11 protein-coding genes and 1 riboswitch are annotated in these 15,682 nt (G+C 58.3%); of the genes, 2 read left to right on the top strand and 9 right to left on the bottom strand.

Annotation, left to right across the window (positions count from 1 at the left end):
* Window positions 1-10: 10 nt before the first annotated feature.
* From glgP to asd, 6 genes are all read right to left on the bottom strand, one after another.
* Window positions 11-2,458, bottom strand: a complete 2,448-nt coding sequence (gene glgP / locus F3I21_RS13260; RefSeq protein ID WP_141496149.1) for a glycogen phosphorylase — start codon at window positions 2,456-2,458, stop codon at window positions 11-13.
* 21 nt (window positions 2,459-2,479) lie between these two features.
* Complete coding sequence (gene glgA, locus F3I21_RS13255; protein ID WP_058757589.1) at window positions 2,480-3,913, bottom strand: glycogen synthase GlgA; 1,434 nt, start codon at window positions 3,911-3,913, stop codon at window positions 2,480-2,482.
* A 62-nt stretch (window positions 3,914-3,975) separates the two neighbouring features.
* On the bottom strand, window positions 3,976-5,268 hold the full coding sequence (glgC, locus tag F3I21_RS13250; RefSeq protein WP_058757590.1) for a glucose-1-phosphate adenylyltransferase: 1,293 nt from the start codon (window positions 5,266-5,268) through the stop codon (window positions 3,976-3,978).
* 10 nt (window positions 5,269-5,278) lie between these two features.
* The gene (gene glgX / locus F3I21_RS13245) at window positions 5,279-7,258 is read right to left on the bottom strand and encodes a glycogen debranching protein GlgX (RefSeq protein WP_058780908.1); all 1,980 of its coding nucleotides are present in this window, start codon (window positions 7,256-7,258) and stop codon (window positions 5,279-5,281) included.
* Complete coding sequence (gene glgB, locus F3I21_RS13240) at window positions 7,258-9,444, bottom strand: 1,4-alpha-glucan branching enzyme (RefSeq protein WP_150059134.1); 2,187 nt, start codon at window positions 9,442-9,444, stop codon at window positions 7,258-7,260. Before glgB ends, glgX begins: the two co-directional genes overlap by 1 nt.
* A 358-nt stretch (window positions 9,445-9,802) precedes the next feature.
* A complete protein-coding gene (gene asd, locus F3I21_RS13235; RefSeq protein ID WP_150059133.1) occupies window positions 9,803-10,912 on the bottom strand; it encodes an aspartate-semialdehyde dehydrogenase in 1,110 nt (369 codons plus the stop codon).
* Between the two features lie 218 nt (window positions 10,913-11,130).
* Here asd and F3I21_RS13230 point away from each other — a divergent pair, with 218 nt between their 5' ends.
* Together F3I21_RS13230 and F3I21_RS13225 are read left to right on the top strand one after the other, a co-directional pair.
* Window positions 11,131-11,724 (top strand): YhgN family NAAT transporter, encoded by a 594-nt coding sequence (locus tag F3I21_RS13230; RefSeq protein WP_031279795.1) that lies wholly within the window; start codon window positions 11,131-11,133, stop codon window positions 11,722-11,724.
* Window positions 11,725-11,921: 197 nt separating this feature from the next.
* Window positions 11,922-12,245: a DUF805 domain-containing protein gene (locus F3I21_RS13225; RefSeq protein ID WP_072209939.1), complete on the top strand. Its 324-nt coding sequence runs from the start codon at window positions 11,922-11,924 to the stop codon at window positions 12,243-12,245.
* Window positions 12,246-12,544: 299 nt separating this feature from the next.
* On the opposite strand, the gene panS is transcribed toward F3I21_RS13225, so the two are convergent.
* From panS to F3I21_RS13210, 3 genes are all read right to left on the bottom strand, one after another.
* Entirely contained in the window at window positions 12,545-13,468 is a 924-nt protein-coding gene (gene panS / locus F3I21_RS13220; RefSeq protein WP_021508027.1) for a ketopantoate/pantoate/pantothenate transporter PanS, read from the bottom strand.
* A gap of 262 nt (window positions 13,469-13,730) precedes the next feature.
* On the bottom strand, window positions 13,731-15,086 hold the full coding sequence (gene lysC, locus F3I21_RS13215; protein WP_021508028.1) for a lysine-sensitive aspartokinase 3: 1,356 nt from the start codon (window positions 15,084-15,086) through the stop codon (window positions 13,731-13,733).
* 110 nt (window positions 15,087-15,196) lie between these two features.
* Window positions 15,197-15,391: riboswitch (Lysine riboswitch) on the bottom strand.
* Between the two features lie 36 nt (window positions 15,392-15,427).
* Window positions 15,428-15,673 carry a hypothetical protein gene (locus tag F3I21_RS13210; protein ID WP_150059132.1) on the bottom strand — a complete coding sequence of 82 codons (246 nt, stop codon included), beginning with the start codon at window positions 15,671-15,673 and terminating at the stop codon, window positions 15,428-15,430.
* Window positions 15,674-15,682 lie beyond the last annotated feature (9 nt).

The raw sequence follows: 15,682 nt of genomic DNA, 5'->3' as shown, positions 1-15,682 counted from the left end.
TGTGCCTCGTTTACAACCTCACCGGCGAAATATGCCAGATCTCATCCGCGTACTCCTGAATGGTACGGTCGGCGGAGAAATAGCCCATATTGGCGATGTTCAGCGCCGCACGCCGCTGCCACTCTTCCGGCTGACGATAGAGCTTATCCACCTTATCCTGGGTATCCACGTAACTGCGGTAATCCGCCAGCAGCTGATAATGATCGCCAAAGTTGACCAGCGCGTCGAACAGGTTACGGTAGCGCCCTGGCTCCTGCGGGCTGAAGACGCCGCTGGCGATTTGCGTCAGCGCCTGGTGCAGTTCCGCATCCTCTTCATAGTATTTGCGCGGGTTATAGCCCTCAGTGCGCAGCTTCTCCACCTGCGGCGTGGTGTTGCCGAAGATAAAGATATTCTCTGCGCCGACGTGCTCGCGCATCTCCACGTTGGCCCCGTCCAGCGTACCGATGGTCAGCGCGCCGTTTAGCGCAAATTTCATGTTACTGGTGCCGGAGGCTTCGGTGCCGGCGGTAGAGATCTGCTCGGAGAGATCCGCCGCCGGAATGATGATCTGCGCCAGGCTGACGCCGTAGTTAGGGATAAACACCACCTTCAGCTTGTTCTTCACCTGCGGATCGTTGTTGATCACGTTGGCAACATCGTTGATCAGGTGAATGATGTGCTTGGCGACGTAATAGGCCGACGCCGCTTTCCCGGCGAAGATATTGACGCGCGGCACCCACTCTGCGGTCGGATCGGCTTTGATACGGTTGTAACGCGTGATGACGTGCAGCACGTTCAGCAGCTGACGTTTGTATTCGTGAATACGCTTGATCTGCACGTCGAACAGCGCCTGCGGATCCAGCACGATATCCATATTCTTCGCCACCCATTCCGCGAGGCGCTTCTTGTTGGCGAACTTGGCGTCGGCGACCTGTTCAATAAACGCCGGATAGTCAATGTGCGGCACCAGCTCGCTCAGCTGAGCCAGATCGGTACGCCAGGTGCGGCCAATGGCGTCATCCAGCACCTCAGACAAGGCCGGGTTGGCCAGCGCCAGCCAGCGGCGCGGCGTCACGCCGTTGGTTTTATTGCAGAAGCGCCCCGGGAACAGGCGGGCAAAATCGGCGAACAGCGACTGTACCATCAGATTAGAGTGCAGCTCCGACACGCCGTTGACCTTGTGGCTAACCACCACCGCCAGCCACGCCATGCGGATGCGGCGACCATCGTTTTCGTCGATGATCGAGATGCGCGCCATCAGATCCCAGTCGTCCGGATAGTAGTCCTGAATGGTCTTCAGGAAGTAGTCATTGATTTCGAAGATGATGCTGAGGTGACGCGGCAGGATCTTGCCGATCATGTCCACCGGCCAGGTCTCCAGCGCTTCGCTCATCAGCGTATGGTTGGTGTACGAGAACACCTGGCAGGTGACTTCAAAGGCGTCGTCCCAGGTAAACTTGTGCTCATCAATCAGCAGACGCATCAGCTCGGGAATCGCCAGCACCGGATGGGTATCGTTGAGGTGGATGGCAATTTTGTCGGCCAGGTTGTCCCAGGTTTCATGCATCTGCCAGTGGCGATTGAGGATATCCTGCACCGTGGCGGAGACGAGAAAATACTCCTGGCGCAGACGCAGCTCGCGCCCGGAGTAGGTCGAGTCGTCGGGATAGAGCACGCGCGACACGTTCTCCGAGTGGTTTTTATCTTCCACCGCCGCGAAGTAGTCGCCCTGATTAAACTTGCCGAGGTTGATTTCGTTACTGGCCTGCGCGCCCCACAGCCGCAGCGTGTTGGTGGCATCGGTGTCGAAGCCAGGGATGATCTGATCGTAGGCCATTGCTACGATCTCTTCGGTCTCAACCCAGCGCACCCGGCTGCCTTCATGCTGCAACCGCCCGCCAAAACGCACTTTGTAGCGGGTGTTAAAGCGCTGGAACTCCCACGGGTTGCCGTACTCCAGCCAGTAATCCGGCGATTCACGTTGCTGGCCATCAACAATGTTCTGTTTGAACATGCCGTAATCGTAGCGGATGCCGTAGCCGCGTCCGGGCAGGCCCAGCGTGGCCAGCGAGTCGAGGAAGCAGGCCGCCAGCCGGCCAAGACCGCCGTTGCCGAGCCCGGGGTCGTTCTCTTCTTCCATCAGCTCGCTGAGGTCGAGTCCCATCTCATCCAGCGCCTGGTTGAGATCGTCATAGATACCCATCGCCAGCAAGGCATTGCCCAGCGTGCGCCCCATCAGGAACTCCATCGACAGGTAATAAACCTGGCGCACATCCTGCGACAGCTGCGCACGGCTGGAGCGCAGCCAGCGCTCCACCATGCGATCGCGTACCGCCAGCAGCGCGGCGTTCAGCCACTCATGCTTGTTGGCGATCGACGGATCTTTACCAATGGTAAACATCAGCTTATAGGCGATTGAGTGCTTGAGGGCGTCAACCGTCAGCGTGGGTGAGGCATAGGTGAAAGGTGCGTTCATATGCGGTATCCCAATCTCTCATTACAGCAAGCGTTGATAAAGATCGCGGTAGGCTTGTGCTGCCACCTGCCAACTAAAATCCATCCCCATCGCCTGGCGCTGAACATAACGCCAGAGTGAAGGACGGGACCATAAAACAAAAGCACGACGAATCGCGCGCAGCAGTGACCAGGCATTGCTGTCTTCGAAGCTGAAGCCGCTGGCTACGCCGTCGGCGAGGTTTTCCAGCGAGCTGTCCTGTACGGTATCCGCCAGTCCACCGGTGCGCCTGACCAGCGGCAGCGTGCCATATTTCAGACCGTACAACTGCGTCAGACCGCACGGTTCGAAACGGCTGGGCACCATAATGACGTCCGCACCACCGACAATGCGGTGCGAGAACGCTTCGTGATAACCAATTTGCACGCCGACGCTGCCCGGATGCTCAGCGGCTGCGGCGAGGAAGCCCTGCTGCAGTTCCGCATCGCCCTGACCCAGCAGTACCAGTTGCCCGCCCTGCGCCAGCAGTCCCGGCAGTGCTTCCAGCACCAGATCCAGCCCTTTCTGTTTGGTTAAACGGCTGATAACGCAGAACACCGGCACTTTGTCATCAACCTTCAGCCCCATGGCAATCTGCAGCTGACGTTTATTCTCCGCTTTGCTCTCCAGCGTGTCGCGGTCGTAGCGGGCGGTGAGCAGCAGGTCGTGTGCCGGATCCCAGATGCCGGGATCGACGCCGTTGAGAATCCCGCTCAGCCGTCCTTCGCGCAGCCGCTGCTCCAGCAGCGCTTCCATGCCGTAGCCAAACTCCGGCCGGGTGATCTCCAGCGCATAGGTCGGGCTGACGGCAGTTATATGATCGGCATAAAACAGGCCGGCCTTTAGGTAAGAAATCTGGCCGTAGAATTCCAGCCCGTGCATTTCAAAATAGGCGCGCGGGATCTGGATCTCGTCCAGATGCCGCGCGGAAAACAGCCCCTGATACGCCAGGTTATGCACGGTAAACACCGTTTTCGCCGGACGTCCGCGTGCGGCGATATAGGCCGGAGCCAGACCGGCGTGCCAGTCGTGCGCGTGCACGATGTCCGGCTGCCAGTAAGTATCCAGCCCGCTGGCAAGCTCAGCCGCCATCCAGCCGAGCAGCGCAAAGCGCAGGTAGTTATCGACATAGGCAAACTGCGACGTATCGTGGTACGGGCTGCCGGGACGATCGTACAGTCCCGGCGCATCTATCAAATATATCCCCACGCCGTTGAAGGGCCCAAACAGCAAGCGGACCGGCCCGGCAAAGGTTTGCAGCTCCGCCACCACTTCGGTATCAGGAATCCCTTTACGCAGATCCGGAAACGCCGGAATCAGCACCCGCGTGTCCATACCTTCGGCAATTTGTGCCTGAGGCAATGCGCCGACGACATCAGCCAGTCCGCCGGTTTTTAGCAGCGGGAAAAGCTCTGAACAGACATGTAAAACCTGCATCCTGAACCCCTATTGTGTTATCGCCCGCGTTCCACGCGGCAATGTTCTTTGCCTTTCGTCACTTACTGACCCGCAGCGGCCAATTTGGCCAGCATGGCGCGCGTCACCAGTACGATGCCCTCTTCTGAACGGTAAAAACGGCGACTATCCTCATCCGGATTTTCGCCAATCACCATGCCTTCCGGAATGACGCAGGCACGGTCTATGACGCAGCGACGCAAACGGCACGATCGCCCGATAACCACATCGGGCAGCAGCACCGCCGAATCAATATTGCAAAACGAGTTAACGCGCACGCGCGGGAACAGCACCGAATTCACCACCACCGAGCCGGAGATAATGCAGCCGCCGGAGACCAGCGAATTCATGGTCATGCCGTGACTGCCGGATCGATCCTGGACAAATTTGGCCGGCGGCAGCGGCTCCATGTGGGTACGAATCGGCCATTCGTGGTCATACATATCGAGTTCGGGCGTCACCGAGGCCAGATCGAGGTTGGCGCGCCAGTAAGCTTCCAGCGTACCGACGTCGCGCCAGTAAGGTTCCGCGTTTTCGTCGTTCTGTACGCACGACAGCGTAAAGGAGTGCGCATAGGCTTCGCCGCTGGCGACGATCTTCGGCAGCAGATCTTTACCGAAATCGTGGCTCGAATCGGCGATCTGCAAATCCTCCTCCAGCAGCTCATAGAGGTAATCGGCGTTGAACACGTAAATGCCCATGCTGGCCAGCGCTTTGCTGTCGTCGCCCGGCATGGACGGCGGCTGCGCCGGTTTCTCAACGAAATCGATTACATTGTTGTCCGCATCGACTGCCATCACGCCAAATGCGGTGGCCTCATGCAGCGGTACGGGCAGACAGGCGATGGTGCACTTAGCGCCACGATCGGCGTGGTCGAGCAGCATGCGCGAGTAATCCATTTTGTAGATGTGATCCCCGGCGAGAATCACGATGTACTGCGCGTTATAGCGGCGAATGATGTCGAGATTCTGCGTGACCGCATCGGCGGTACCGCGATACCAGTGTTCGGTCGAGGCGCGCTGCTGCGCCGGCAGCAGATCGACAAACTCATTCATCTCTTCGTTGAACAATGACCAGCCGCGCTGAATATGCTGCGTCAGCGTATGTGACTGATATTGGGTGATGACGCCGATGCGCCGAATCCCGGAGTTGATACAGTTGGAGAGCGCAAAGTCGATGATGCGGAACTTGCCGCCGAAGTGCACGGCAGGCTTGGCGCGTTTGGCGGTAAGATCTTTCAGGCGCGTACCGCGCCCGCCAGCAAGGATCAGGGCAACCGTCTGTGTAGGGAGCTGGCGCGCCAGCATCAGGGGGTCGTTTCTATCTAATTTCACCATGTCTGACTCCTTATGATTGCTTTAGGAACACACACACGCCGTGTGCGGGCCCGTGCCAGACAGTTGTCAGGATGGGGTTATCTTCCCCGGCGAAAGGAGGAATGGCTCGCCATTCTCCGTCTGGTAAGGCAAGGTCACTCACCGAATCCGTGGCGTTTATCGTTAGTAACCAGCGGCCGGAGAGCAGGATCTGCAGTCTGTGCATCCCCTGTTCCCACTCATCCCTTTCCAGTGGTTTGCCGCTGGCATTCAACCACTGCACGTTGCCATCGCCCTCCTGCCACCAGCTGTCCTGCGTCAGCGCGGGAATATGCTGACGCAGCCGGATTAACGCGGCAGTGAAGTCGACCAGTCCAAAATCATCCTGTTGCCAGTTCAGCCAGGTGAGTGGGTTATCCTGACAGTACGCATTATTGTTGCCGTGCTGACTGTGACCGCGTTCGTCACCGGCCAGCAGCATCGGCGTGCCCTGCGCCAGCAGCAGCGTGGTCAGCAATGCGTGCACGCTGCGCCGCCGCCGCTCGACCACATCGAAGTTGCCCTGCAGCCCTTCAAAACCATGGTTATGGCTGAAATTACTGCTGCTGCCGTCGCGATTGTCCTCGCCGTTGGCCTGATTATGCTTCTGGTTATAACTCACCACGTCACGCAGCGTGAAGCCGTCGTGCGCGGTGATCAGATTAATGCTGGCGTGCGGCAGACGCGCCGCGCGCTGAAATACATCGCTGGAGCCGGCAAAGCGGCGGGCAAAATCACCGTTACTCAACTCACCGTGCAGCCAGTAGCGGCGCGCCGTATCGCGAAAGTGGTCGTTCCATTCGGCGAAGCCCGGCGGAAAGTTGCCCACCTGATAGCCGCCGGGGCCGATATCCCAGGGTTCAGCGATCAGCTTCACCTGCGACAGCACCGGACAGGCCTGCATGGCCACAAACAGCGGTGCATCCTGGCGATAATCCGGCGTGCGCCCGAGCACGCTGGCGAGATCGAAACGAAAGCCATCAACGTGGCAGGTTTGCACCCAGTAACGCAGCGCGCCCAGCGCCCAGTCAAGCACCTGCGGATCGCTGAGGTTCAGCGTATTACCGCAGCCGGTCCAGTTGTGATATTCACCGTTATCGCCCAGCCAGTAATAGCTGGCGTTGTCGACGCCGCGCAGCGACAGTGTCGGGCCAATCTCTTCCAGCTCGGCGCTGTGGTTGAACACCACGTCCAGAATCACTTCAATGCCCGCCGCGTGCAGCGCTTTTACCGCCTGCTGAAACTCCTGCAGCGGCGTCTGGCCCGCTTCACCCGCCGCGTAATGCGGATGCAGCGCCCACAGCGCAAACGGGTTGTAGCCCCAGTAGTTGCTCAGGCCGAGCCGTTGCAGGCGCGGCTCGCTGGCAAACGCGGCTATCGGCAGCAGCTCCAGCGCGGTGATACCCAGCCGGCGCAGATAGCTCACCATAGCAGGATGCCCCAGCGCCGCATATGTCCCGCGTAGCCTTTCCGGAATTTCCGGATGCTGCTGCGTCAGGCCGCGTACGTGTGCCTCGTAAATCACCGTCTTGCCCCACGGCGTGCGCGGCGCACAATCGTCCTGCCAGTCAAAATCGTCGGCGATCACCAGCGATTTGGGCGCAACGCCAGCGCTGTCGGCATCATCCTGCTGCCACTCTCCACCCAGCAGGCGCGCGTCGTCTGGCACCGCGCCGCATACCGCTTTGGCACAGGGATCGACCAGCAGTTTGGCCGGATTGAAACGATGACCGCGCTCTGGCTGCCACGGCCCATGCACGCGGTAGCCATAGCGCTGGCCCGGCTTTAGCGCCGGAACATAGCCATGCCAGATGTCACCGCTGCGCGCCGGCAGAGGAAAACGCTGCTCACTCCCCTGTTCATCAAACAGGCACAGCTCCACCCGCTCCGCGTGGCGCGAGAACAGCGTAAAGTTGACGCCGCGCCCGTCATAATGGGCACCCGGCGGTACCGGCTGGCCCGGCTGGAGCATCAATCGCCCTCCCGCACCAGCCACAGCGTGGCGAGCGGCGGCAGCGTCAGGCTTAGCGACTGCGCGCGCCCGTGGCTGGCGATGTCATCGGTATGCACGATACCGTGATTACGCAGATCGCTGCCGTGATAATCATGCTGATCGGTGTTCAGCACTTCGCGCCAGCCGCCACGCTGATTCACGCCGAAGCGATAGTTGTGACGCGGCACCGGCGTAAAGTTACTGGCGACAATCAGTTCGTTGCCCTCGCGGTCGCGGCGCACAAACACAAAGACCGAGTTTTCGTGATCGTCGACCACCAGCCACTCGAAGCCGCTGGCATCAAAATCGAGCTGATAGAGCGGCGAAAAGTGGCGATAGCTGTGGTTCAGGTCACGTACCAGTCGCTGCACGCCGTGGTGCCAGTTATCCAGCCCCTCCAGCAGATGCCAGTCGAGGCTGGTGTCGTGGTTCCACTCGCGTCCCTGAGCGAATTCATTGCCCATAAACTGCAGTTTTTTGCCGGGAAAGCCCCACATCCAGCCGTAATAGGCGCGTAGGTTGGCAAACTTCTGCCAGGTATCACCCGGCATGCGGTCGAGGATCGACTTTTTGCCGTGGACCACTTCGTCGTGCGACAGCGGCAGCACGAAGTTTTCCGTGTAGTTGTACAGCATGCCGAAGGTCATCAGCTGATGATGGTAGCGGCGATGCACCGGATCGAGCTTCATGTAGTCGAGGGTGTCGTGCATCCAGCCGAGGTTCCATTTGAACCAGAAGCCCAGGCCGCCATCTTCGGATGGCCGCGTCACGCCGGGATAATCGGTAGACTCTTCCGCCACGCTGATGCTGCCGGGTGCGGCACGGCCCAGCGTGCGGTTGGTATGGCGCAGGAAGGCGATGGCTTCGAGATTTTCACGGCCGCCAAACTGGTTAGGTACCCACTCACCCTCTTTGCGGCTGTAATCGCGATAGATCATCGACGCCACCGCATCGACGCGCAGGCCATCAATGCCGAAGCGCTCCATCCAGTACAGCGCATTGCCGGAGAGATAGTTGCTGACCTCGCGCCGGCCAAAGTTGTAGATCAGCGTATTCCAGTCCTGATGGTAGCCTTCGCGCGGATCGCTGTGCTCGTACAGCTCGGTGCCGTCGAATTTGGCCAGACCGAAATCATCACTCGGGAAGTGGCCCGGCACCCAGTCGAGCAGCACATTGAGGCCCGCTTCGTGCGCGGCGGCGATGAAGTGCCGAAACTCATCGCGCGTGCCGAAGCGGCGCGTCGGCGCATACATGCCAAGCGGCTGATAGCCCCAGCTGCCGTCAAACGGATGCTCGTTAATCGGTAACAGTTCGATATGGGTAAACCCCATCTCTTTGACATAAGGAACCAGCTGTTCGGCCAGCTCTTTGTAACTCAGCCAGAAATTGTTGTCGGTGTGACGACGCCACGAACCGAGATGCACTTCGTAGATGGAGATCGGCTGGTCAAAGCCGTTGGCGAGCTTGCGCTGCGGCTGCATCTCGAGCTTCGGCGGCAGGCCGCAGATCATCGAGGCGGTCTGCGGGCGCATTTGCGCCTCGAAGGCGAACGGATCGGCTTTGATGCGCATCTGACCGTGCGCATCAATGATCTCGAATTTGTACAGCTGGCCATTAACCGCGCCGGGGACAAACAGCTCCCAGATGCCGAGTTCGCGGCGGAAACGCATCGGATGGCGGCGACCATCCCAGAAATTAAACTCGCCCACCACCGAAACGCGCTGCGCGTTCGGGGCCCAGACGGCGAAGCGCGTACCGGCGACGCCATCAATGGTGGTGCCGTGCGCGCCGAGCGTTTCATACGGCCGCAGGTGCGTGCCTTCGGCCAGCAGCCAGGCATCCATCTCCGCCAGCAGCGGGCCAAAGCGGTAGGCATCGTCGATCAGGTTTTGCTGGCCGTGCCAGTTGACTGCCAGCTGGTAGCGAAACAGGTTTTTACGGCGCGGGATCACGCCGCTGAAGAAGCCGCGAGAATCAAGACATTTAAGCTGGGCGCATTTGCGGCCGGTGTTGGTTTCAATCACCCAGACTTCGGATGCATCCGGTAACAGCGCGCGCACTTCAAGACCTTGTGTGGTCTGGTGCATCCCCAGTACTGAGAAGGGGTCGGCATAATTCCCGGCGAAAAGGGCATTGATCGCATGGCGATCGGGAAGCTCTGACATGACTTTCTTCCTATGATTTTTTGCGCAGGCGACCGGAGAGACAGGATTGTCGCTATAGGTGCGCTGCTTTTCATGAGCCATACATACAGCAGCAAGGAAGGACACCCTCCGTGGGAAAGATCCTGGCCGTGTACAACAACTATTCCATTCGCAAAGTAAAAACAGTTAACAACCGGCACATCACTGTTAAATCATAGCTTGGGGTTGGCAGAAGCCAGGATGGAACGCAAAAAATTGTTATCGGGCGAGCAAAAAGGGGAAGCTGATCACTTGTCGGGCGCAATTTGGGTTAAGTTTTGCACTCCCGTGGAAAGAAAAAAGGCCGGGAAACCCCGGCCTGTCTGGATTCGCGCTGCGCTTAGTCGATCAGCAAACGCAGCATGCGACGCAGCGGTTCGGCAGCGCCCCACAGTAACTGATCGCCGACGGTAAAGGCCGACAAATACTCCGGCCCCATGTTCAGCTTACGCAGACGGCCCACCGGCGTGGTCAGCGTACCGGTCACCGCAGCAGGCGTCAGTTCACGCATGGTGATGTCGCGATCGTTCGGCACCACTTTCACCCACTCGTTGTGCGCGGCCAGCAGCTGTTCGATTTCGTTTAGCGGCACATCTTTCTTCAGCTTCAACGTGAACGCCTGGCTGTGGCAGCGCAGCGCGCCGACGCGCACGCACAGGCCATCGACCGGAATGGTATGACGGGTCGAGAGAATTTTGTTGGTCTCCGCCTGGCCTTTCCACTCTTCGCGGCTCTGGCCGTTGTCCAGCTGCTTGTCGATCCACGGGATCAGGCTGCCGGCCAGCGGTACGCCGAAGTTGTCGGTCGGCAGCGTGCCGGAACGGGTAAAGTCAGTCACGCTGCGCTCGATGTCGAGAATGGCGGAGGCCGGATTTTGCAGCGAAGTCGCAACGTGGTCGTGCAGCATGCCCATCTGGGTCAACAGTTCGCGCATATGGCGCGCGCCGCCGCCGGAGGCCGCCTGATACGTCGCGACGGAGGCCCATTCGAGCAGGTCGTTAGCGAACAGTCCGCCCAGCGACATCAGCATCAGGCTGACGGTGCAGTTACCGCCGACAAAGGTTTTGATGCCGCTGTCGAGGCCCTGACGAATCACCTGATGGTTGACCGGATCAAGAATAATGATGGCGTCATCTTTCATGCGCAGCGTGGAGGCCGCATCAATCCAGTAGCCCTGCCAGCCGCTCTCACGCAGCTTCGGGTAGACTTCACTGGTATAATCGCCGCCCTGGCAGGTGATGATGATATCCAGCGCCTTCAGCGCCTCAATATCAAAGGCATCCTGCAGCGCACCGGTTGACTTGCCGCCAAACGTCGGCGCAGCCTGACCCAGTTGCGAAGTGGAGAAGAAGACCGGATTGATCACATCGAAATCGCGTTCTTCGCTCATACGTGACATCAGCACAGAGCCGACCATGCCACGCCAACCAATAAAACCTACATTCTTCATTTTCTGTCCGTCTCAGGAACTCGGGCCGGGGCCTGGGTGGTGCGAAAAAAGACCAGCGCCAGCAATGCGCCAGTCTGCGTAATAATCAGGTTTACCTATGACCCACAACTCTACAAAATGCAGCACTTCTGGCAAGTGAATTAATTCGATTGCGCTAACTTTTTCAGCAGTACAACTTATAACGGCTGTGGCCGACCTGAAGGGATGGTTTACCTCTGATGACTGAAATGATATCCGCGACCATACTGTTGCTGTTGATTATGGACCCGCTGGGCAACCTGCCGATTTTCATGTCGGTGCTGAAGCACCTGGAGCCGAAGCGCCGCCGCGTAGTGCTGATGCGCGAGATGCTGATCGCCTTGATTCTGATGCTGCTGTTCCTGTTCGCCGGTGAACGCATTCTGGCGTTTCTTAATCTGCGCACCGAAACGGTATCGATTTCCGGCGGCATCATTCTGTTTCTGATCGCCATTCGCATGATTTTTCCGTCCGGCGAGACCAGCACCAGCGGCCTGCCCGCCGGCGAAGAGCCGTTCCTGGTGCCGCTGGCGATCCCGCTGGTCGCCGGACCCTCGCTGCTCGCCACCCTGATGCTGCTGTCACATCAGTATCCCAATCAGATGACGCACCTGGTCGGCGCCCTGCTGATTGCCTGGGGCGTCACGGTGGTGATTCTGCTGATGTCCGGCCTGTTCCTGCGCCTGCTGGGGGATAAAGGCGTCAACGCGCTGGAGCGATTAATGGGTTTGATCCTGATTATGCTGGCGACGCAGATGTTCCTGGACGGGATTCGGGTTTACCTGAAGTTATAGCGTTTCGCATGCTGGCGGCGCTAATTAATAATACCAGGAATAGCATGATTCAACACATGTTATAGTCTGGTATTTAATAGACAACATACAGGTTCACAACACGCGTTATCCGTTTTATCGTAAAATCGCTATTTTACGTGTTTTTCGACAGTGAACAGCTTGCGGTCTCTCATCTTTTTTGTGGTGGTTAGAATAAAATGGCGCGGACTCTCTTACTAACATCCATAAAGAATGGATTGATTAAGACGTTTGATTATAGTGGCAAAGATAGCCGCTTATGCTATATCATTTTTATGATGTTCCAGATTATCTGGTTTTGTTGTTATCTCAGTGTGTTCGCTTCATCCACGAATGAAATAGCATGGATTCCTTTACTGCTTTTCGTTCTGCCATCACTGGCTTGTGGCAGCAGAAGAATAAACGATGCGGGATATTCACGGGGAGTGTTTATTCTTTTGATCGTTGCGCCTTATTTACTGTTTCCCTTTCTGGCTTTTCCTGCATCAGTAAAAAAAGAATAAAACGGGCCGGCCCGTGTAGGGGTTCCTGGTGCTTGCATATTTATATGAGGTAAGAATTAGTGCGCCAGTGGAATATTGTTGAATGACGATTTATGACGCCACGCTGTCCGTTGCGTGTTTGCGGTCGCCATGAATGGCGCCCCTACAAAGTTATCGCACGTTTTGCAGAGGGCGCATTTATTGCCCCTCTGCAAGGTTATCGCGTGTTTTTTGTAGGGTGCGCATTTATGCGCACCGGCATCAACAGGACGATGGTGCGTGACCGATCGTCATTGATGACCACCGGTACGCATGCCCCGTTATTTCTGTTTCTTCTCAATTGTTTTACCCGACCAGTAACCCGCCAGCAGCGAACCGGAGAGGTTGTGCCACACCGAGAACAGTGCGCCGGGCAGTGCGGCCAGCGGTGAGAAGTACAGTTTGCCTAGCGTGGCCGCCAGTCCGGAGTTCTGCATACCGACTTCCAGCGCCAGCGTGCGGCAGGTGGATTCGTCAAAGCCAAACAGCTTGCCACCCCAGTAGCCGCCGAGCAGCCCAATGGCGTTGTGCAGGATTACCGCCGCGATCACCATCAGCCCTACCGAGCCGATAAAGCCCTGGCTACCGGCGACCACCGCGCTAATGATCAGCAGAATACACACCATCGAAAACGCCGGCAGATACGGCTCAACGCGGCGCACCACGCTGTTCATGGAGTGGTGAATAATCAGGCCAAGCCCAATCGGGATCACCACGATTTTGACGATGCTGAGCAGCATGCCCACCACATCGACCTGAATGTGGGTATCTACGTAGAAGCGCGTCAGCAGCGGCGTCGCGAACACGCCCACCAGCGCCGAAACCGACGAGATGGTCACCGACAGCGCCACGTCGCCCTTCGCCAGATAAATCATCACGTTCGAGGCTGTCCCGCTGGCCACGCTGCCGACCAGAATCATCCCGGCGGCCAGATCCGGCGGCATCTGGAACAGTTTCGCCAGCGCCCAGGCCGCCAGCGGCATTACCAGATAGTGCAGGAACGTGCCGGCAATCACCGGTGCCGGACGCACCAGCACGCGTTTGAAATCGTCAATGTTGAGCGTCACGCCCATGCCGAACATGATCAGCATCAGCAGGTAGGTTACCCACGGCCCGATGCCGAGGAAGGTGGACGGCGAATAATAGGCTGCAACGGACAGCAGTACGGCCCAGAGCGGAAACAGGCGGGTGAGTTTGGCGAGCATGAAGAAATGTCCTTAGCGTTTTACTTAATTGGTTTTTTGCCACAGATGAAACGGCGCGCGGGGAACGACCGCAGCGACCTGCGCCGGATCATAACATTTCATTATCATAAGCGTGGCCGACGACAGAAAATGCCTATCGGCTGCTAAAGATCGCCGGGCAGGCATAGGCATTCCGCTGGCATTTGTCCGAAATAGCGTCAGGCTGAACGGCAGAAATAAAAAAAGCCGGACATTGTCCGGCTTCAGGTGACTTATGCGTCAATTAAGATTCGAACAGATTCTTATGCAGCGCGCGCACCACCTCTTCCGCGTCCGGCGTTGGCACCAGGAAGCACAGGTTGTAGCTGCTTGCGCCGTAGCAAATCATGCGCAGGTTAAACGGCTCCAGCGCGCCGAATACCTCTTTGCCGACGCCGCAGGCTTTCGACAGGTTGTTGCCGATGATCGCCACCAGCGCCAGATTCTCTTCCACTTCCACCCGGCACAGGGAAGAGAGCTCGGTCAGCAGCGCCTGGGTCAGCAGACTGTCGGCGGTGCTGGTTGAACCGGTGGTATCCAGCGTCAGCGCCACGCTCACTTCCGAGGTGGTAACCAGATCAACCGAAATACTGTGGCGTGCCAGGATAGCAAACACTTCCGCCAGGAAGCCGTGCGCGTGCAGCATGTTCAGGCTGTGCAGCGTCAGCAGCGTCTGTTTGCGCCGCAGCGCCAGCGCGCGGAACAGCGGTGGATTTTTGGTTTCGTTGCAGACGCGCGTGCCGCCCGCCGCCGGATCTTTACTGGAGCCGACAAACACCGGAATATCACTGCGCACCGCCGGCAGCAGCGTCGCCGGATGCAGCACTTTCGCGCCGAAGATCGCCATCTCCGCCGCTTCTTCAAAAGTGATCTCTTCGATGCGTTTCGCCTGCGGCACCACACGCGGGTCGGTGGTGTAGATGCCCGCCACGTCGGTCCAGATATCCACACGCGTCGCCTGCAGCGCTTCGCCGAGCAGCGCGGCGGTGTAATCGCTGCCGCCGCGGCCCAGCGTGGTGGTGCGGCCTTTGCCTTCGCTGCCAATAAAGCCTTGCGTGATCACCAGCGCTTCTGCAGTGCGCGGCTGCAGCTGAGCCGCTGCCAGCGTTTTCAGCTCGGCCACATCCGGCTCGGCGCGGCCAAAACGGTCGCTGGTGCGCATCACTTTGCGGACGTCAAACCACTCGGCATTTACCTGGCGCTCGCGCAGGATCTCGACGAACAGCAGGCTCGACATCAGTTCGCCGTGGCTCACCAGCTCATCGGTCAGCGCAGTCGAACGGGCTAATGCCGCCGCTTCCGCCAGCATGATGATGTTCTCCAGCATGCGATCAATCTCCTGACGGATGACGTCCGGCGACTGCAGGCGATCGATGATGGCATATTGAATAGTGCGGATTTGATCCAGCAGATAAGCGCGCTGCTCGAGTTCCTGGCCTTCAGCCAGCGAAACCAGCAGGTTAGTCACGCCCGCCGAGGCAGAGAGCACCACCAGACGGGTATTGGCATCAGACAGCACGACGTCCGCGCTGCGGTTCATGGCATCGAAATCGGCAACGCTGGTGCCGCCAAATTTTGCCACGATCAACGATTGAGACATGTAACAAAACCTCGTGTCAGGTTATCTCCTCCCATTCGCGGAAGAGAAGATCGGGTAACAGCCTTGGCACAAGAGAAGAGCAGAATTGGACAGACAAGATCAGGAGATGAGTCACCAAAAGCACTTCACCTTGCGAAACGTCCGACTGCGGACGCTTCTGGTGACAACCCAGAGGATTCAGCCCCTGCAGCCGACAGCACAACACTCCGCGTGTTGCACCACCTCGGCGTCGCACCCCCTGATGTGTTCTCGCTGGATACGGATCCTCAAACACACTGCCTGGGCGACGCGCCTCTTCTGGCTTGCACCCGGAGGTGCAAGTCGCGCGCACAAAATACTGATTAATTGTTCCGCTGTCCAGCCTTGCGGCGCCGGGAAAATTCATTTTTACACTTATGCAGCGCATTGCTAAACAAACCCGGAAGCCGCCAGCCGCCTAAAGTAGTCAGCGGTGCGAAAAAACCGGTGTTTAGCTGATGCCGCGCAGAGTAATGCGCGGCGAACCGGCCGACAATCGCCGCCGGATTTACCTGAAACGCTGCGGCTGGCGTCACAAATTTTTTCCTTTCAGTTGCAACTGTGGTCATACTGAAACG

The organism is Pantoea sp. B_9, assembly GCF_008632015.1.
Taxonomy (GTDB): Bacteria; Pseudomonadota; Gammaproteobacteria; order Enterobacterales; family Enterobacteriaceae; genus Pantoea; species Pantoea dispersa.
This window is presented reverse-complemented; position numbering and strand designations above follow the sequence as displayed.

Coding starts and splice junctions, on each gene's coding strand:
- glgP (WP_141496149.1), bottom strand. CDS start 2,458: ATGAACGCACCTTTCACCTATGCCTCACCCACGCTGACGGTTGACGCC.
- glgA (WP_058757589.1), bottom strand. CDS start 3,913: ATGCAGGTTTTACATGTCTGTTCAGAGCTTTTCCCGCTGCTAAAAACC.
- glgC (WP_058757590.1), bottom strand. CDS start 5,268: ATGGTGAAATTAGATAGAAACGACCCCCTGATGCTGGCGCGCCAGCTC.
- glgX (WP_058780908.1), bottom strand. CDS start 7,258: ATGCTCCAGCCGGGCCAGCCGGTACCGCCGGGTGCCCATTATGACGGG.
- glgB (WP_150059134.1), bottom strand. CDS start 9,444: ATGTCAGAGCTTCCCGATCGCCATGCGATCAATGCCCTTTTCGCCGGG.
- asd (WP_150059133.1), bottom strand. CDS start 10,912: ATGAAGAATGTAGGTTTTATTGGTTGGCGTGGCATGGTCGGCTCTGTG.
- F3I21_RS13230 (WP_031279795.1), top strand. CDS start 11,131: ATGACTGAAATGATATCCGCGACCATACTGTTGCTGTTGATTATGGAC.
- F3I21_RS13225 (WP_072209939.1), top strand. CDS start 11,922: ATGGCGCGGACTCTCTTACTAACATCCATAAAGAATGGATTGATTAAG.
- panS (WP_021508027.1), bottom strand. CDS start 13,468: ATGCTCGCCAAACTCACCCGCCTGTTTCCGCTCTGGGCCGTACTGCTG.
- lysC (WP_021508028.1), bottom strand. CDS start 15,086: ATGTCTCAATCGTTGATCGTGGCAAAATTTGGCGGCACCAGCGTTGCC.
- F3I21_RS13210 (WP_150059132.1), bottom strand. CDS start 15,673: ATGACCACAGTTGCAACTGAAAGGAAAAAATTTGTGACGCCAGCCGCA.